Origin of the sequence: Ferribacterium limneticum, assembly GCF_020510585.1 — a bacterium.
GTDB lineage: Bacteria > Pseudomonadota > Gammaproteobacteria > Burkholderiales > Rhodocyclaceae > Azonexus.
The window spans coordinates 4,138,848-4,155,980 of the sequence record NZ_CP075190.1; the positions used below are offsets into that span (position 1 = coordinate 4,138,848).

At 61.1% G+C, this 17,133-nt stretch carries 15 protein-coding genes and 1 pseudogene; 2 read left to right on the plus strand and 14 right to left on the minus strand.

What is annotated here, in order from left to right; genetic code table 11:
• Positions 1 to 9 precede the first annotated feature (9 nt).
• Positions 10 to 840, plus strand: coding sequence for a symmetrical bis(5'-nucleosyl)-tetraphosphatase (locus tag KI613_RS19755; protein ID WP_226402707.1), 831 nt, complete (start codon positions 10 to 12; stop codon positions 838 to 840).
• Between the two features lie 238 nt (positions 841 to 1,078).
• On the opposite strand, the pseudogene KI613_RS19760 reads toward KI613_RS19755, so the two are convergent.
• The 9 genes and pseudogenes from KI613_RS19760 to KI613_RS19800 all read right to left on the minus strand — a co-directional run.
• Positions 1,079 to 1,438 (minus strand): annotated as a pseudogene (locus tag KI613_RS19760) (lysophospholipid acyltransferase family protein); the annotation flags it as partial.
• Between the two features lie 122 nt (positions 1,439 to 1,560).
• Positions 1,561 to 2,313, minus strand: coding sequence for a GNAT family N-acetyltransferase (locus KI613_RS19765; RefSeq protein ID WP_226402709.1), 753 nt, complete (start codon positions 2,311 to 2,313; stop codon positions 1,561 to 1,563).
• 95 nt (positions 2,314 to 2,408) lie between these two features.
• A complete protein-coding gene (locus tag KI613_RS19770) occupies positions 2,409 to 3,341 on the minus strand; it encodes a carbohydrate kinase family protein (protein ID WP_226402711.1) in 933 nt (310 codons plus the stop codon).
• A 6-nt stretch (positions 3,342 to 3,347) separates the two neighbouring features.
• Positions 3,348 to 4,490 carry a DUF3426 domain-containing protein gene (locus tag KI613_RS19775; RefSeq protein WP_226405787.1) on the minus strand — a complete coding sequence of 381 codons (1,143 nt, stop codon included), beginning with the start codon at positions 4,488 to 4,490 and terminating at the stop codon, positions 3,348 to 3,350.
• Positions 4,490 to 5,380, minus strand: a complete 891-nt coding sequence (prmA, locus tag KI613_RS19780; RefSeq protein WP_226402713.1) for a 50S ribosomal protein L11 methyltransferase — start codon at positions 5,378 to 5,380, stop codon at positions 4,490 to 4,492. Before prmA ends, KI613_RS19775 begins: the two co-directional genes overlap by 1 nt.
• A 3-nt stretch (positions 5,381 to 5,383) precedes the next feature.
• The gene (gene accC / locus KI613_RS19785) at positions 5,384 to 6,742 is read right to left on the minus strand and encodes an acetyl-CoA carboxylase biotin carboxylase subunit (protein ID WP_226402715.1); all 1,359 of its coding nucleotides are present in this window, start codon (positions 6,740 to 6,742) and stop codon (positions 5,384 to 5,386) included.
• Positions 6,743 to 6,749: 7 nt separating this feature from the next.
• Positions 6,750 to 7,208, minus strand: a complete 459-nt coding sequence (gene accB / locus KI613_RS19790) for an acetyl-CoA carboxylase biotin carboxyl carrier protein (RefSeq protein WP_226402717.1) — start codon at positions 7,206 to 7,208, stop codon at positions 6,750 to 6,752.
• A gap of 55 nt (positions 7,209 to 7,263) precedes the next feature.
• The gene (gene aroQ / locus KI613_RS19795; protein WP_226402719.1) at positions 7,264 to 7,743 is read right to left on the minus strand and encodes a type II 3-dehydroquinate dehydratase; all 480 of its coding nucleotides are present in this window, start codon (positions 7,741 to 7,743) and stop codon (positions 7,264 to 7,266) included.
• A 39-nt stretch (positions 7,744 to 7,782) separates the two neighbouring features.
• Positions 7,783 to 8,373 carry a hypothetical protein gene (locus tag KI613_RS19800; RefSeq protein WP_226402721.1) on the minus strand — a complete coding sequence of 197 codons (591 nt, stop codon included), beginning with the start codon at positions 8,371 to 8,373 and terminating at the stop codon, positions 7,783 to 7,785.
• A 50-nt stretch (positions 8,374 to 8,423) separates the two neighbouring features.
• Between KI613_RS19800 and mpl the strand changes: the two genes are divergently transcribed.
• Positions 8,424 to 9,770, plus strand: a complete 1,347-nt coding sequence (gene mpl, locus KI613_RS19805; protein WP_226402723.1) for a UDP-N-acetylmuramate:L-alanyl-gamma-D-glutamyl-meso-diaminopimelate ligase — start codon at positions 8,424 to 8,426, stop codon at positions 9,768 to 9,770.
• 120 nt (positions 9,771 to 9,890) lie between these two features.
• Here the strand turns inward: mpl and KI613_RS19810 are convergent, their stop codons facing one another.
• From KI613_RS19810 to nikR, 5 genes are all read right to left on the minus strand, one after another.
• Complete coding sequence (locus KI613_RS19810; protein ID WP_226402725.1) at positions 9,891 to 12,167, minus strand: NADP-dependent malic enzyme; 2,277 nt, start codon at positions 12,165 to 12,167, stop codon at positions 9,891 to 9,893.
• An 89-nt stretch (positions 12,168 to 12,256) separates the two neighbouring features.
• Positions 12,257 to 14,275, minus strand: a complete 2,019-nt coding sequence (locus tag KI613_RS19815; RefSeq protein ID WP_226402727.1) for a TonB-dependent receptor — start codon at positions 14,273 to 14,275, stop codon at positions 12,257 to 12,259.
• An 80-nt stretch (positions 14,276 to 14,355) separates the two neighbouring features.
• Positions 14,356 to 15,165, minus strand: coding sequence for a HoxN/HupN/NixA family nickel/cobalt transporter (locus KI613_RS19820; RefSeq protein WP_226402728.1), 810 nt, complete (start codon positions 15,163 to 15,165; stop codon positions 14,356 to 14,358).
• 115 nt (positions 15,166 to 15,280) lie between these two features.
• The gene (locus KI613_RS19825) at positions 15,281 to 16,627 is read right to left on the minus strand and encodes a PAS domain-containing sensor histidine kinase (RefSeq protein WP_226402730.1); all 1,347 of its coding nucleotides are present in this window, start codon (positions 16,625 to 16,627) and stop codon (positions 15,281 to 15,283) included.
• Positions 16,602 to 17,066, minus strand: a complete 465-nt coding sequence (gene nikR / locus KI613_RS19830) for a nickel-responsive transcriptional regulator NikR (protein WP_226402732.1) — start codon at positions 17,064 to 17,066, stop codon at positions 16,602 to 16,604. Before nikR ends, KI613_RS19825 begins: the two co-directional genes overlap by 26 nt.
• Positions 17,067 to 17,133 lie beyond the last annotated feature (67 nt).

A 17,133-nucleotide genomic window follows, 5' to 3' on the forward strand; every position in this document is an offset into this window, starting at 1 on the left:
ACCGTAACAATGAGCACTTATGCCATCGGCGACATCCAGGGTTGCTACGACTCGCTACAGAGGCTACTCGAGCGCTGCGCCTTCGACCCGCTCAACGACCGTCTCTGGCTGGTCGGCGATCTGGTCAATCGTGGCCCGCATTCGCTGGAAACGCTGCGCCTGATCAAGTCGCTCGGGCCGGCGGCAATCACCGTACTCGGCAACCACGACCTCTACCTGCTCATGGTCGCCGAAGGTGGCGCCAAGTTTCGCGGCAAGGACGACACGTTGCAGGAAATTCTCGACGCTCCGGACTGTGCAGAACTGCTGGACTGGCTACGCCATCAGCCGATTTGCCATACCGAGGGTGAATACTGCCTCGTCCACGCCGGCCTGTTGCCGCAATGGACGGCAGCCCGCGCTCGCGAACTGGCCCGTGAAGTGGAAGCAGCGCTGCAAGGCCCGAATTTCCGCGAATTCATCCTCAACCTGTGGGGCAGCGAACCGGCTGGCTGGTCGGACGACCTGAGCGGCTGGCCACGCCTGCGCGTCATCGTCAACGCCATGACCCGCATGCGCTTCTGCACGCTGGACGGCGTCATGGAGTTCAAGGTCAAGGGCAAGCTGGCCAACGCCCCGGCCGGTCACATCCCCTGGTTCGACCTGCAGGATCGGCAAAGTGCCGACGCCGTTCTCGTCACCGGCCACTGGTCGGCACTCGGCCTGAAAGTCACGCCAAATCTGCTGGCGCTCGATTCAGGCTGCCTGTGGGGAGGCCACCTGACCGCTGTCCGGCTGGAAGATCGGCAGGTGTTTCAGGTGGATTGCTCACCAACGGAAGCCCAGCCGCTAAAGCGATAGCTTCGCGCGCCTCGGCCGCCACCTGCTTGCGGTCTTCACCGTTAAGGCCACGAACTGGCGTGGTCACCAGCCGGGCAATCAGGCGTTTTCGGCCAAGGATGGCCGCCGTGCATTGCCCCATCGAAATATCGCCGTCGTAACGCGGCGCCAAACTGCGCTGACCATCAAGTTCCCAGTACGAGATCGCCACCGGCAACACCGGCCGTCCGGCCGTCAGCGCCGGCTGAATCAGCGCAGCATGAAAATGCAGCAGGCTGCGGCCATCGGTGGTTGTTCCTTCAGGGAAAACCGCGACATGCTTTCCCTTGTCCAGAATGTCCGCCACCTGCTCGTTGATTATCTTCGCGTGCCCACGACTGCCACGGCGCAAGAATATCGTGTCGTTCTTCGCCGCCAGCCAGCCAATCAGCGGCCAGTGCCTGACTTCTTCCTTCGAGACGAAGGCGGCAGGCAGCGCCGAGTTGATAACGTAGATATCGATCCACGAAATGTGATTGGCAACCAGCAAGGCCCCCGGCACCGCATGCGTCAGATCGGCCTCGACCTCGACGCCGAGCGCGTCGAGTAAGGCGGCTGCCCAACTGGCCTTCAGCGCCATGCGCTTGCGCTCTCCGCACAAAGGAAACAGGCAAAGCGACAGTATGGCCGCGCTGATCACCAGCAGGGCTAGGCGAAAAATCCTGAAAGCACGAATCGCTATATTTGTTTGGCTCAGTCTTCTTATCCCAGGTAGTGCTTGGCGTAACGGCCGGAAACTTTGGCCATCGGCATCAAAATTGGCAAATCGGCCGTGTTGAAATCAGGATCCCAAGCCGGCTCACCGCAGATCCAGGCCCCGGCGCGCAGGTAACCCTTGATCAATGGTGGCGTTTCGGCCGGAAAATCCTGCTGCAAGGCAGCCAAGGGCAGCGGACAGCGCGGAAAAACGCGGTACTCCTGCGGCCCGAGGTGATCGGCTGCCAGACGATTATACAAGCTGGCCGCCGCGTGGCCGCCATCGGCCATGCTGATCGAGGCACAGCCCATCAGATAGTCGTAGCTGTTCTCGATCATGAAATTGGCTAGGCCCGACCACAGCAAGGTAATCGTCGCGCCGGTCCGGTAATCCGGATGAACGCAGGAACGGCCAATCTCGACCAGCCGCGAACGCAGATGCTGCAGGCGGGTCAGGTCGAATTCGTTTTCGGAGTAATAGCCGACCTGGCGGGCATTTTCCGGCGTCAGGATGCGGTAGGTACCAACGATTTCGCTGGTCTGCGTATCTCGGACGACGAGATGCTGGCAATACGGATCGTAAATATCATGGTCGACGCCGGGGATGCGGCTCGGCAGGTTGGCGCCCATTTCACCGGCAAAAACGCGGTAGCGCAGACGCTGCGCGTCGAGGATATCGCTCTGGCTGCGGGCGAAGCCGACAGCCAGACTCTTCTTTTCGGGACGGCTGCGACCAGCCGCCTTATGGATATTTTCCATCTTTGTTCTCCTTGTATTCGTGGAGAACAAGTCTGGACGAGCGTTGTTACATGCACTTTGCCCGAAGATGACAGCGATATTTCATCGCCACCCGGTTACCAGGGCTGCGCGCCGAAAGCCTTGTGATAACGCTCGGCGATTTCCTCACGGCTCGGCTGGTGATTCTGGCCACCGCGATGAGCGATCTTGATGGCGCCCATTACCGCGGCCAGACGGCCCGTCGTCAGCCAGTCGAAACCGTTGGCGATACCGTACAGCAGGCCCGAACGATAGGCGTCGCCACAGCCGGTCGGATCAAGGATTTCATCGGCCGCGACGCAGGGAATGTCGTGACGCACACCATCGGCGTAAATCTCGGAGCCCTCACCGCCACGTGTCACGATCAGCGCCTTCAGGCTGCCAGCCAGTTGCTCCAGACTACGCCCGGTGCGATCAGACAGCAGCTTGGCTTCGTAGTCGTTGAAACAGGCGTAGTCGGCCAGTTCGATGAAATCGAGCAGTTCGTCACCATTGAACATCGGCAACCCCTGGCCCGGATCGAAGATGAATGGCACTCTGGAATCAGCGAAGTCACGGGCGTGCTGCATCATGCCCTCGCGGCCGTCCGGAGCGACGATACCGAGCCGGGCATTGGCGTTCTCGACCTTGTTGAGGTGCGAAAAACTCATCGCGCCCGGATGGAAGGCGGTGATCTGGTTATCGTCGAGGTCGGTCGTGATGAAAGCCTGCGCCGTGAAGCTGCCGCTGACCTGACGAACATGAGTGCGCGCCAGACCAAGCTTGTCGAGGCGATCAAGGTACGGTGCCGCATCGTCACCAACGGTAGCCATGATCATCGGCTCACCGCCGAGCAACATCAGGTTGTAGGCGATATTGCCGGCACAGCCGCCAAACTCGCGGCGCATCTCGGGCACCAGAAAGGCGACGTTCAGGATGTGAATCTGCTCGGGCAGGATGTGATTCTTGAAGCGGTCCGGAAAGACCATGATGTTGTCGAAGGCCAGAGAACCACAAATAAGTGTTGTCATGTCAGATCAGGGATAAAAGATGTAAAGACGGTAACCGGAGGCGCCGCTCTCCTTGGCCTCGATCCACAGCTTGACGGCCATTTCGCCGTTGGCCGGGAAGGTGTCGGAGGTCGTGCCGGGTGGCAGGTAATCGGCAGCAAACATGACGCGTCGGGAAACCACGGCATCGTTGGTATCGGTCAGGCTCAATTCCAGTGCCGGCCAGGCCTGGGCGTAGCCTGCGCGGTTTTTCAGCGTGGCTTGCAGTACGAACAGGCCACGGGCGTTATCAGACTGCAGATCAGATGTTTCAATCGACACCAGCGCTGCATTCCGCGGCAAGGGAATGTCCACCGCAGCTAGTTCGTACAGCCCAACAACGCCGGGGAAGCGCAGCACGATGTCAGTACGGAAGTAGTACAGCCATTGGCTGAGCAGGCCAACGAACAGCAAAATCGCGACAAGAACGAAGGGCCAGACCGCCCGGTGATTCGATTCACTCTCGAAGCCGCCCAACCCGTCGCTGGCCAAGGTCCCTGCCGACCAGCGGTTGAAGGAGCCCGAGTCGATCAGTTCGCGCGCCGCCACCAGCCCGGCCTGACGCGCTGCCTGCGTCGATTCCTCGGGAGACTCAACGAGAGGCTCTTCAAGCGGCGCCTGAATCGGGTCCGCTTCCGCTACTAGCGGAGCCTCGGACAGTTCAGCAGCAACGAACGGAGAATCCTCCGGTGCAGCACTGTCAGGCTGTTCGGGCTGTTCGGGCTGTTCGGGCTGTTCGGGCTGTTCGGGCTGTTCGGGCTGTTCGGGCTGTTCGGGCTGTTCTAGCTGTTCGCCGACTGAAGGCTCGACAAACAGCTCTTCAAAAACTTCGGGCGGCAAATGCAAATCTTCGGCCAAGTCGGCAACCGCCATTACCGGTTCGACGGTCGGCACCTCAATTCTCTGTCCCTCGAAAGGAACATCATCCCCCGGGGAAGCTGGTTCGCCTCGCGGAATAGCCGCCTCGACAACTGGCATCTCGATCAACGGCTCATGCGCCTCGCTGACCAGTTCGTCAAAGGCATTGAAAACGGCCTGACAGTTCCCGCAGCGAACCTTGCCCGCCCTCAGCCGCAACTGCTCGGTCGTCACACGGAAAACCGTGGTACAGACCGGACAGCGCGTTCGCATCAAGGCTTGCTTCCTTCCAGACACACCCAGTCTTCGCGCGTATCGGCCACCTGCATCGGCAGCCATTGGGCGTAGATGGCGATGATTTCTTCCGCCTGCTCGCGCAGGATGCCGGACAGCGCCAGGCGACCGCCGGAACGGACATGCGCGCAGATTGCCGGGGCCAGAACGCGAAGCGGATTGGAAAGGATATTAGCCACGACAACATCATACTCGCCAGCGACCGGCATTGCCGAATCGGCGAACAGCGCGACCACGCCATTGCGCTCGGCGTTCGAGTGGGCCGCCTCAACCGCCAGCGGATCAATATCAACGCCAGCAACGCGACCAGCCCCGAGACGAGCCGCCGCAATGGCCAGAATGCCGGAACCGCAGCCATAATCGAGCACGGTGCAACCTTCGGAAACATTGCGCTCCAGCCACTCCAGACAGAGCCGGGTGGTTGGATGCGAGCCGGTGCCGAAAGCCATTCCCGGGTCGAGAATCAGATTGACCGCCGCCGGGTCCGGCGTTTCGTGCCACGAGGGGACGATCCACAGGCGCTCCGAAACACGGATGGGGTCAAACTGGGACTGGGTCAGCTGCACCCAGTTCTGTTCTTCCACCGTCTCGACCGTGTAGGCCGGCGCTTCGCTCAGGCCGATGGCCGAAGTTGCCACGCCGAGCAGAGCATCGATATCGGCATCCGGCTCAAGCAGGGCGACGATACGCGAATGCGTCCAGCCCGAACTCGGCACCGAGCCCGGCTCACCGAAGAGCGGTTGCTCGTCCGGCGTGCCGGCATCGGCATCCTCGATGCTGGCCGACAGCGCGCCTGCTTCAAGCAGGGCATCGCAGATCGGCTCGGCATGCGACGCATCGGTCAGGAAACTGACACTTTGCCAGGCCATCGCTTAAAGCTTCACTTCGCCCTTGTCGGCGAGTTTCTGTTCAAGGTAATGAATGCTCGTGCCGCCTTCGACGAAACGCGCGTCCTGCATCAGTTCCTGATGCAGCGGGATATTGGTCTTGATGCCCTGAATGCTCATCTCGGACAAGGCGATACGCATGCGGCGGATGGCCTGATCGCGGGTGTCGCCGTAGGCGATGACCTTGGCGACCATCGAGTCGTAATGCGACGGCACGGTATAGCCCTGATAAATGTGCGTATCAACACGGATACCAGGGCCGCCGGGCGGGTGGTAAAACTCGATCTTGCCGGGACAAGGCACGAACGTGAAGGGATCTTCGGCGTTAATGCGGCATTCGATGGAATGACCGCGGAGCACGATGTCCTTCTGTTTGTAGCGCAGTTTCTCGCCGGCCGCGACGCGAATCTGCTCCTGCACGATATCGACGCCGGTAATCATTTCGGTCACCGGATGCTCGACCTGAACACGGGTGTTCATTTCGATGAAATAGAACTCGCCGTTTTCGTAGAGAAACTCGAAAGTGCCGGCGCCGCGATAGCCAATCTTGCGGCACGCTTCGGCGCAGCGTTCGCCGATACGCGAAATCAGGCGGGCCGGGATATGCGGTGCCGGTGCCTCTTCGATCACCTTCTGGTGACGGCGTTGCATTGAGCAGTCGCGTTCGCCTAGGTAAATCGCACTCTTGTATTCGTCGGCCAGGACCTGGATTTCCACGTGACGCGGATTTTCCAGATACTTTTCCATGTACACCGCAGGATTATTGAAGAAACTGCCAGCCTCCTGCTTGGTCATCGCCACGGCATTGACCAGCGCCGCTTCGGTGTGCACGACGCGCATGCCGCGACCACCGCCGCCACCGGCGGCCTTGATGATCACCGGATAGCCGACGGCCCGGGCGATCTTGACGATTTCCTTCGGATCATCCGGCAATTCGCCTTCGGAACCTGGGACGCAAGGCACCATGGCTTCCTTCATCGCGTTTTTAGCCGACACCTTGTCGCCCATCAAGCGAATGGTTTCAGCCCGCGGACCAATGAAGACGAAGCCTGAAGTCTCGACGCGTTCGGCAAAGTCGGCGTTTTCCGAGAGGAAGCCGTAGCCGGGGTGAATAGCCTGGGCATCGGTCACTTCCGCCGCCGAGATAATCGCCGGAACGTTCAGGTAGCTCAGCGACGAGGATGCCGGTCCGATACAGACCGACTCGTCGGCCAGCTTGACGTATTTCGCATCACGATCCGCCTCGGAGTGCACGACCACCGTCTTGATGCCAAGCTCGCGGCAGGCGCGCTGAATACGCAGCGCGATCTCCCCGCGGTTGGCGATAAGAATCTTTTCAAACATGGCCATATCAGCCAATCACATAAAGCGGCTCACCGAATTCCACCGGCTCGCCATTCTCGACCAGGATGGCCTTGACCACGCCCGAAGCATCGGCTTCGATTTCGTTGAGCAGCTTCATGGCTTCGATGATGCACAGCGTTTCGCCCTGCTTTACGGTCTGGCCGATCTGCACGAATGCTTCGGCACCCGGCGACGGCGAGCGGTAGAAAGTGCCGACCATTGGCGACTTGACGATATGGCCTTCGGGCAATTCGTCCTCGTCATCAAGGCTGACCGCAGAAGCGGCCGGAGCAGCGCCCGGCGCCGGCATGCCAACCGGCATGGCGTATTGCTGCATCATCGGCTGGGCCGGCATGGCGTAATGCTTGGCGATGCGAACCTTTTCTTCGCCCTCCGTCACTTCCAGCTCTGAAATGCCGGATTCCTGTACGAGGTCGATAAGTTTCTTGAGTTTACGCAGATCCATGGAGACTCCCTTCTGTGTTGCGCCCGTCGGGCACAAGTGTCCGGCCGGAACCGGACTATTCAATATTAAGCTTGTTAAGCAGATATTCGAGGGCTAGCAGGTAGCCCTCATGACCCAGCCCGCAGATGACACCGATGGCCAGGTCCGAAAAATACGAGTGATGGCGGAACGGTTCCCGCGCATGCACATTGGAAAGATGCACTTCGACGAACGGAATCGCCACCGCCGCGATGGCGTCGCGCAGGGCCACGCTGGTATGCGTGTACGCTGCGGGATTGATGATGATGGCGCGGACACCCTGTTCGCGAGCAGCATGGATGCGCTCGATCAGCGCACCTTCATGGTTACTCTGGAACGCCTCCAGCTCGACACCGGCCGTTTCGGCCATGCGTGCCAGCGACATGTTGATGTCCGACAGGGTTACCCGGCCATAATGTTCCGGTTCACGTGTGCCAAGCAGGTTCAGATTCGGCCCGTGGATGACTAGGACACGAGGCTTTTCGACCGGCTTGGAAGCAGTTTTTCGCTTCGTCATAGCTGCAAGTTTGCCGCAAATGGCTGCAACTTGTCTAGTCTATTCCTTTAGTAAGGCACGCAGGGCATCGGCCCGGATACGCTCGTGCGGACGGCCATCGTGATGTTTCAGACTGACTCGCTCCATGTTCGGCGGCAGAATGATCAGGTCCGCATCGGCCGTGTCGGTTTCCATGCGCAGCACGGCCTCGACCCGTTCATTCCGCGATTCTACATGCGAGACGTCGATGGCGCGATTGAGCAGGAAGATCTCGACCTCCTTGGCGCTATCGGCGAAGAGCAGGATATCGATGTGCGAATGCTCGCCCGCCGTGCCATCGAGCACCGAGCCGGTCAGGTAGGGATTGAAATCAGCCAGCAAATCAAGCAGTTCGAGGGCTGTATGGCGCATCAGCCCGATCATTTCCTCATGCTCTTCGCCCTGATACAGACTGCGATAGGCGCGCAGTTCGGCCTCAACCTCGGCGTTGTCCGGCAAGGCGGTATTTTCGGGCAATCCTAGCTGGCGGGCCGCCTTCTTTTTTGCGTGGTGGTAGTCGGAAATGCCGTCCTCCGCCATCAGGCGCGCGGCGGCGCTGGCGATGCTGGCCCGATTGCCGGGGCTCGTACGTAGCCGTTCATGACGGGCCATGGTGACTCGATCAAGGTAAAATCGTCCCCATTCTAACGGCTCGAACTGAAATGCACATTCACATTCTCGGCATCTGCGGCACTTTCATGGGCGGCGTTGCCCAATTGGCGGTCGATTCCGGCCACAAGGTCACCGGCTGCGACGCCAACGTCTATCCGCCGATGAGCGACCAGTTGCGCGGCGCCGGCATCGAATTGATTGAAGGTTTCGACGCCGAGCAACTGAAGCTGGCGCCGGATGTCTTCGTGATCGGTAACGCCATTTCGCGCGGTAATCCGCTGCTCGAAGCCATTCTCGACAAAGGCCTGCCCTATGTTTCCGGGCCGCAATGGCTGGCCGAGAACCTGCTGCAAGGCCGCTGGGTACTCGGTGTCGCCGGCACCCACGGCAAGACGACGACGGCCTCGATGCTGGCCTGGATACTCGAGGCGGCCAACATGGATCCCGGCTTCCTAATCGGCGGCGTGCCGCTGAACTTTGGCGTCTCCGCCCGGCTCGGCGGCACGCCGTTCTTCGTCATCGAGGCTGACGAATACGACACGGCGTTCTGCGACAAGCGTTCCAAGTTCGTCCATTACCGGCCGCGGACGGTCGTTCTGAACAATCTCGAATTCGATCACGCCGACATTTTCAGCGATCTTGCCGCGATCGAGACACAATTTCATCACCTCATTCGCACTCTGCCGCAGTCCGGGCTGATCGTTTCAAATGCTGCCGAGGCCAGCCTGGATCGCGTTTTGCAGCGTGGTTGCTGGACGCCGATCGAGCGTTTCAACGCCCCGGACGGCTATTGCGTGACGGGTGACGATGCCCGCGGCGAGCTGGTTTTACACTCGCCCGATGGCAAGGTTCGGCGCACTGTCTGGGGGCTTTCCGGCGACCACAACCGGGCCAACGCCTGCGCCGCGCTACTTGCCGCCCGCCATGTCGGCGTGCCGCTTGAACAGGGGCTGGATGCGCTGTCGCGCTTCGAGAATGTCAAACGGCGTATGGAAGTGCGCGGCGAAGTGCGCGGCGTAACGGTTTACGACGATTTCGCGCATCATCCGACGGCCATCGCGACGACGGTTGCCGGCCTGCGTCGCAAGGTCGGCAAGGCCCGCATTCTGGCCGTGCTCGAACCGCGTTCGAACACCATGAAACTGGGCACGATGAAAGCGCAGTTGCCGGACAGCCTGCGCGAAGTCGATATGGCTTTCTGCTACGCCGGCAATCTGGGCTGGGATGCCCGCGAGGCGCTGGCGCCGATGGGCGAGCGCGCTGTCGTCGAAGACGACCTAGCCCGACTGGTCGACCAGATCGTCATCGCTGCGCAACCGGGCGACCACATCCTGGTCATGAGCAACGGCGGCTTTGGCGGCATTCACGGCAAGATACTGGCTGGTTTGACGGAGTAAAAACCGGAGAACCATATTTCCACGGTCAATTGGGGCTTGCTACGGTCAACCGGAAAAAAGGGCCAAAAATGAAAAAGGCGCGGCGAGGTTTCCCTCCCACGCCTTTTTGTTGCGCCGGATTTAGCGTTCCATCGATTCCACAACAGCCAGCGCGGTCATGTTAACCAGGCGACGTACGGTGGCCGTCGAGGTCAGGACATGCACGGGACGCGCTGCGCCGAGCAGGATGGGGCCGATGGTGACGCCTTCGCCACCGGTCATCTTGATCAGGTTGTAGGAGATGTTGGCCGCGTCGATGTTGGGCATGACCAGCAGATTGGCCTCGCCCTTGAGCGGCGAATCCGGGTTGGCGGCGCGGCGCAGATCTTCGTTAAGCGCCGAGTCGCCATGCATTTCGCCATCCACTTCCAGCTCGCCAGCCGACATGGCCGAGACCAGCCCGGCCGCGACGCTCATCTTGCGCGCCGACTCGGAGTTGGCGGAACCGAAATTGGAATGTGACAGAAGTGCGACCTTCGGATGGCTGCCGAAACGCTTGACCTGCTCGGCCGCCATCAATGTCATTTCAGCGATTTCCTGGGCGTTCGGGTTTTCGTTCACATGCGTGTCGCAGATGAACAGCGAACGGCCCGGCAGCATCAGGTAATTCATCGCGGCCAGCGTGCTGACACCGGTGCGCTTGCCGATGATCTGGCTGATCACGCCGAGGTGATGGCTGTACTGGCCGGTCATGCCGCAGATCATGCCATCGGCGTAGCCGAGCTTGAGCAGCATGGCGCCGATCACCGTCGGCTTGCGGTGCATGGCTTCCTTGGCGATGGCCGGGGTGATGCCCTGACGCGCCATCAACTTGTGATAGGCAGTCCAGCATTCGCGGTAACGCTCGTCGGATTCCGGATTGACGATGTCGAAATCGACGCCCGACTTGATGCGCAGCTTGGCCTTTTCGAGACGATGCTCGATGACGCCCGGACGGCCGATCAGGATCGGACGCGCGAACTTTTCTTCGATGACCACCTGGGCGGCGCGCAGCACGCGCTCGTCTTCACCCTCGGCGAAGATGATCCGCTTGCCCTTGGCCTGACGGGCGGCCTGGAAGATGGCGCGCATGCCGACGCCGGTGTGATAGACAAACTCGGACAGCTTGGCGCGATAGGCGACCCAGTCGGTGATCGGACGCGTCGCGACACCGGAGTCCATGGCGGCCAGAGCAACGGCCGGCGCGATCTTGACGATCAGGCGCGGATCGAACGGAGTCGGAATCAGGTATTCCGGGCCGAAAGTCAGGTCGCGGCCGGGGTAGGCCATGGCCACTTCGTCGGTCGCCTCGGCTTCAGCCAGTTCGGCGATGGCGCGCACGGAAGCCAGCTTCATCTCTTCGGTAATACGGGTGGCGCCGACATCGAGCGCGCCACGGAAAATGAAGGGGAAGCAGAGGACGTTGTTGACCTGGTTCACGTAGTCGGAACGGCCGGTGGCGATGATCGCGTCCGGGCGGACTTCCTTGACCAGTTCCGGCATGATTTCCGGGGTCGGGTTGGCCAGCGCGAAGACCATCGGCTTGTCGGCCATGTTGACGACCATGTCCTGCTTGACGACACCGGCGGCGGAGAGACCGAGGAAGATATCGGCGCCGACCAGCGCCTCGCCCAGCGTACGCTTCTCGGTGTTCTGGGCGTAGCGGGCCTTGGTCTCGTCCATCCCGCCTGGGCGACCGACGTAGATGACGCCCTTGGAGTCGCAAATGGTGATGTTCTCGCGCTTGACGCCGAGATCGCACCACAGGTTCACACAGGAGATGGCAGCCGCACCGGCGCCGGAAACGACGACTTTGACCTCGTCAATTTTCTTGCCGACGACCTTCAGGCCGTTGAGCATGGCGGCGCCCGAAATGATCGCGGTACCGTGCTGGTCATCGTGGAAGACCGGAATATTCATCCGCGCCTTGAGCTTCTCTTCGATGTAGAAGCATTCCGGCGCCTTGATGTCCTCGAGGTTGATGCCGCCGAGCGTCGGTTCGAGGGCGGCAATCATGTCGATCAGCTTATCCGGGTCGTTCTCGGCCAGTTCGATGTCGAAGACGTCAATACCGGCGAATTTCTTGAACAGGCAACCCTTGCCTTCCATGACCGGCTTGGAAGCCAGCGGGCCGATATTGCCGAGGCCGAGCACGGCGGTGCCGTTGGTCACGACGCCAACCAGATTGGCGCGCGAGGTGTACCAGGCAGCCGTCGCCGGATCTTCGACGATCGCATCGCAGGCGGCAGCAACACCCGGAGAGTAGGCCAGCGCGAGGTCGCGCTGATTGGTCAGGCCCTTGGTCGGGCGGACTGAAATCTTGCCCGGGGTGGGCCAGCGATGGTATTCGAGAGCGGCTTCGCGCAGATCCTTTTCCACGGATTCTCCTGGGGATTTAGGTATTAGGGAAAACCCGTTAGGGTACTCCAATCGTTGCGCCGCTGGAAGCGTAATTCATAATTACAGCGTCAAAATCGATGGCTTATGGTCAGACGCGGGCTTCTCGGCTCGGTTGGATGAATATGCCGATCATTTACAGCCGCCCCTTCGGTGGCAAGCTGCGAGTCGTACCAGTATTCGATGTCATTCACCTTGCGGTCGAAAAGGTTGTAGATGTCGAGCGCCAGCTGCGTCTGCCGACTGAATTTGTAGCCGATGCGCAGATTGGTCAGCGCCGAGGCGCCGGAGCGGACCGAGTTGTCCTCGATCAGCGGCCGCGGCCCGAAGTAGCGCAGGCGTACGGCACCGAACCAGGGGCCGAGGTGATCGAGGGTCAGCCCGATGTTGGCGGTTGTCGCGACCGCCCCGGGAATGAAGTCGCCAGCCACCGGATCGTGGTCGCGGAAGCGGGCATGCGACCAGGCGAGGTCGGCGTCGAGCGCCAGCCAGTCGGACAAGACATAGAGATTTGTCCATTCGACTCCGTAACGGCGCGACGGGCGGGAAGCCTCTGTCGTCCCGGCATCGCCGACGAAGAGCAGTTCGGAGGCCGAATCGAGTTGCCACAGGGCGACGGTCGACTGCCAGCCCGGCACGAGTTCCGAACGCAGGCCAAGCTCGTAACCCTTGGTCCGCACCAGCGGCTTGACCGCCTGCACCGGCGTCACACCATCGGCCGGATCAACGCGGATGGTCGTACCGCGCGCGTCGTTGGAATGGAAACCGTGGCCGTAGTTGAGATAGAGCTCGGTCTTGCGCCATGGTCCGAAGATCAGTGACAGCTTGGGCGTCACCATCTGGTCGCTGGCTTTTCCCGAATTTACCGCCAAATTGCTGTTGACCGTGAAATCGTAAGTGTCGGCGCGCAAGCCTTGTACGGAACGGAACCACTCGGTCCAACGCATCTCGTTTTGCGCCCACAGACCGAGGCTGCGCTGTGTCACCTTGTCTTCGCGCACCGTGCCCAGCGTTTGGCGGGCGCTGGTCGTATACAGACCAACCGGGTTGAGGTCATCGATCCGCCCCTGCAGACCGATACTGTTCTCGACTTCAAAGCCGCCCCAGCGATCAAACATTGCATGCGAAACAGCGAAACCGCCGGCCTGCCGGCGCTCGGCCTGCTTGAACTGGTCACCCGGCGGACAACCGGCATTCAGGCAATACTGGAAGTTGGACCACAAATCGAGGTCGGACTTCAACCACCAGACATTGACCTTGCTCTGCGCCTTTTCCCGGCGCTTGGCCCACTCGCCGGACAGGCTGTAGCGATACGTCTCGCCGCCAGTCGTCGGATCGAGCGAGCCGAAGCGGTCGACGGCACCGCTGGAAATGGCGCGCTGGGCAATCTGGTCGGTCGATGTCCACCGGCCACGGTACGCCATGCCGGTAAGCGAAAAACCATCGTTGGGCGTGCCCTGGCTGTAACGCAGCACGCCATTGATCTTGCGGTAATGCTCCTCGATCTGCCACGGCCCGTCGTTGTGGAATAGCTCAAGGCCGTAGAGCAGATGGCCACCTGCAACCTCCGGCGAACCGGCAAGCAGGCTGCGCGCGTAGCCATTCTGGCCGAGCGTGACCTGTCCCAGCGTGCTGTCAATCTTGCGAACATAGTCGATGTGCGCCGCGCCGGCCGACGAAAAATCGCCTTCCTCGGCGAAATACGGGCCTTTCCGGAAGCTGATGCGCTCGACCAGTTCGGGAATCAGGAAATTGAGATCGGTGTAGCCCTGGCCGTGGGCGTGCGTCGGCATATTGACCGGCACGCCGCCAACATAGGTGGCGAAATCGGTACCGTGGTCGAGATTGAAGCCGCGCAGAAAATACTGGTTGGCCTTGCCGTCGCCGGCATGCTGGGTGACGATCAGGCCCGGCACCATTTCCAGCGCCTCGCCGGGCCGCAGAATGGGCACTGCCGCCAGACGCTGGCTGGAAACCACGCCTTCGCTGCCTGAGGCCGCGATGCCTTCGAGGTTTTCCGCCCTGGCCCGGACTTCAACCGCCGATAGTTCGACCGACTCATGAGCAAACGCCGGGCTCATCGCCATCATGAAATATGAACCAATTATTTTTCGTCTTAATTTCATCGCGCAAAAAAGCCGGTCGCCCGGCCATCCCCATCGCTATGTCGTCAAGCCGCCACCGGCCGGCGCGTCAGGCGCACCGCTGCAACAAAGCTGAGGGCAATGATCACCACTAGCGAAAAACCGAATATCAGTTCCTTGCCTTCGCTCCACATATCGACCGCTGGCGACAACATCCTGGCGGCGCCGAAGGCAGCGACCAGCAGGCTGACGCCGGAAACGACTAGCCCCATGACGCGCGAAGCAATGAGCGCCACCTGATCGGCGCGGGCGATGAGGCGGGCGATCCACAGGCCGTTGATGCCATCGGTAAGCAACATGCCGAGCATGAAGAGCAGGGCGAGCACGAGGGCATGCTCCCAGCCGCCGAACTGGGTGGCGGTCAGGGCAAAGAAGGCGGCTTGCGACAGGGTGTCGAAGGAGAGGGCGAACAGGGCGCCGACCAAGGCAATCAGCGCCGGGTGCGAAACATGGCGCAGGTTGCCGAGCAGACGGCCCTTGAGGCCGACCGGTTGGACCATTTCATGGGGTTCGGCGGCGAGTACGGCGGCCAGATTGAGGCTGCCCAGCGCGACGAGAAAGCCGATGGAAATCACCGCACCGAGCGTGCCGAACCATTCCGGCACCGCCCACTGCCCGGCCAGCGCCGAGACGCCGAGGGCGATGGCCATGACCACGGCACCGTGGCCGAGCGAGAACAGGGTGCCGCAATAGCGCGCCAGATCGGGCCGGGTACGGGCGTTGTAGCGGGTCAGGCCATCGATGGTGGCCAGATGGTCGGCGTCGAAACCGTGCTTCATACCCAGGACGAAGGTCAGTATCAGCAGTGACAACCAGTCGTTGGGCAGGGTTTCCATGATCGTCCCGTATGAAAGTTATACCAATCTTCATACAAAGACCGTGCCAGATCAATAAGTCATTGTTCGTATTGAGTTCAAGACAAAATAGCTTTTGGCAAACCCGAGCAAATGGTTAGCAACTTTCCACAGGCAGTGCAAGGATAAATTCCGCCCCGCCCCCCGGGAGGTTGTGGGCGCTGAGTTTGCCGCCATGCCGTTCGACGATGCTGTAGCTGATCGACAGGCCAAGACCGGTGCCCTGACCGACCGGCTTGGTGGTGAAAAAAGGCTCGAACAGGCGGCCCAGATGTTTCTCGGAAATCCCCGGTCCGTTGTCGGCAAAGCGCAGGATCACCATGCCATCTTCGATGTTGCCGCTGACGGTCAAGGCGGGTTCCCGCTGGCTGGCCGTGGCGTCGCAGGCGTTCTGGACGAGATTCATGATGACCTGCTGGAGTTGCCCCGACGAACCGGAACATTTCAAATTTGGCGATATTTTCGTGTTGACCGTGAAATTGGCCGCCGCGCTCTGCACGACCCAGCGCACCGAGCGCTCGACGACTTCGTTCAGGCTGACCTGCTCGGGCGTCATCTTGTCGACGGCCGAAAAGCGCTTGAGCGCATCGACGATGTCACGCGTGCGCTCGGCCCCTTCGATCATGCCGTCGATGAGGTGCGGCATGTCGGCCAGGATGCGGTCGATGCGCAGCTCCTGACGCATGGCCTGCAAGGCGCCGTCTTCGGCCGCATCGCTGGCATGCACCGCGCCGAGGTAGCTTTCGAGCCGGCTGGCGTAGCGCTTGAGCGACAGCACGTTGCCAAGCACGAAACTGATCGGGTTGTTGAGCTCATGCGCGACGCCGGCCACCAGACGGCCGAGCGACACCATCTTTTCAGCGTGCAGCAACTGGCCTTGCGTCCGCTTGAGATCATCGTGCGCCTGGCGCAAAGCCGAATAGGCACGGCGCAATTCGCCGACCGGGCGGCCGGTGACGACCATGCCCATGAGCTTGCCGGTCTGCGACAGGCGCGGCGTGCAGTTCATCGATACCGGCACGGTCGAGCCGTCGCCGGCGCGCAGGAAGAACTCGCAGTCATGGACACCTTCGCGACCGTAGCGGGCGAAGATGTCGCGTGCCTTGGCCCGTTCGACATCGTCGGCGAAGAGGTCGAAGACTGGCGTATGTTCGAGTTCGCCGGCCGTCTTGCCGGAGAAATGCTGCAGCGATGAATTGACCTCCTCGATGCCGCCGTTGCGGTCGCAGACGATCAGGATGTCCGACATCGAGGCGAGGACGCTCTCGATGAACTGGTGCGACTCTTCGAGCGCGGCATTCTTTTCTTCGAGGGCGACTTCGTATTGCAGGAGGTCGTTGTAGACCTCGTCCATTTTCTGGATGACCTCGATCCAGGCCTGCTCGCCACCCGGCGGCAGGGGCGACTCGCCGGACAGGTCAGCGGGCGGGGCGATAGTGGACATGGGCTGCGCCGTGTTCGTCGTGGGCGTGGTGATGTTCCGCTTCGAGCGCGATGACGTTGAGCTTGCCGTGGCGGACGCCGCGTTCGGCCATGAGCGCATCGGCAAATTGCCGGACATCGGCGGTGGCGCCTTTGAGGATGACCGATTCGAGGCAATTGTTGTGATCGAGGTGGCTGTGCATGGCCGCCACCGTCAGGTCGTGGTGATCGTGCTGCAGGCCGGTCAGGCGCTCGGCCAGTTCGCGTTCGTGGTGGTTGTAGACGTAGGACAGGTTGGCGACGCAGTGGCCGGACGGCGTTTCGCGCAAGCGGTCGCTCTCGATGGCGCCGCGGATCAGGTCGCGCACGGCTTCCGAGCGGTTGCTGTAGCCGCGGGCCGCGATGAGTTGGTCGAATTCTTTGGCCAAAGCCTCATCCAAAGAAATTGTGAAGCGTTCCATGTTCTTTGCTCCGTGCTAAATACGGCCTTAAAACGCGATGCTAGGATGGCCCTCACCACATTCTAAC

Bases quoted from the DNA above. Each gene is read 5' to 3' on its own strand.
- KI613_RS19755 (WP_226402707.1), top strand. From the start codon at position 10: ATGAGCACTTATGCCATCGGCGACATCCAGGGTTGCTACGACTCGCTA.
- KI613_RS19765 (WP_226402709.1), bottom strand. From the start codon at position 2,313: ATGGAAAATATCCATAAGGCGGCTGGTCGCAGCCGTCCCGAAAAGAAG.
- KI613_RS19770 (WP_226402711.1), bottom strand. From the start codon at position 3,341: ATGACAACACTTATTTGTGGTTCTCTGGCCTTCGACAACATCATGGTC.
- KI613_RS19775 (WP_226405787.1), bottom strand. From the start codon at position 4,490: ATGCGAACGCGCTGTCCGGTCTGTACCACGGTTTTCCGTGTGACGACC.
- prmA (WP_226402713.1), bottom strand. From the start codon at position 5,380: ATGGCCTGGCAAAGTGTCAGTTTCCTGACCGATGCGTCGCATGCCGAG.
- accC (WP_226402715.1), bottom strand. From the start codon at position 6,742: ATGTTTGAAAAGATTCTTATCGCCAACCGCGGGGAGATCGCGCTGCGT.
- accB (WP_226402717.1), bottom strand. From the start codon at position 7,208: ATGGATCTGCGTAAACTCAAGAAACTTATCGACCTCGTACAGGAATCC.
- aroQ (WP_226402719.1), bottom strand. From the start codon at position 7,743: ATGACGAAGCGAAAAACTGCTTCCAAGCCGGTCGAAAAGCCTCGTGTC.
- KI613_RS19800 (WP_226402721.1), bottom strand. From the start codon at position 8,373: ATGGCCCGTCATGAACGGCTACGTACGAGCCCCGGCAATCGGGCCAGC.
- mpl (WP_226402723.1), top strand. From the start codon at position 8,424: ATGCACATTCACATTCTCGGCATCTGCGGCACTTTCATGGGCGGCGTT.
- KI613_RS19815 (WP_226402727.1), bottom strand. From the start codon at position 14,275: ATGATGGCGATGAGCCCGGCGTTTGCTCATGAGTCGGTCGAACTATCG.
- KI613_RS19820 (WP_226402728.1), bottom strand. From the start codon at position 15,165: ATGGAAACCCTGCCCAACGACTGGTTGTCACTGCTGATACTGACCTTC.
- KI613_RS19825 (WP_226402730.1), bottom strand. From the start codon at position 16,627: ATGTCCACTATCGCCCCGCCCGCTGACCTGTCCGGCGAGTCGCCCCTG.
- nikR (WP_226402732.1), bottom strand. From the start codon at position 17,066: ATGGAACGCTTCACAATTTCTTTGGATGAGGCTTTGGCCAAAGAATTC.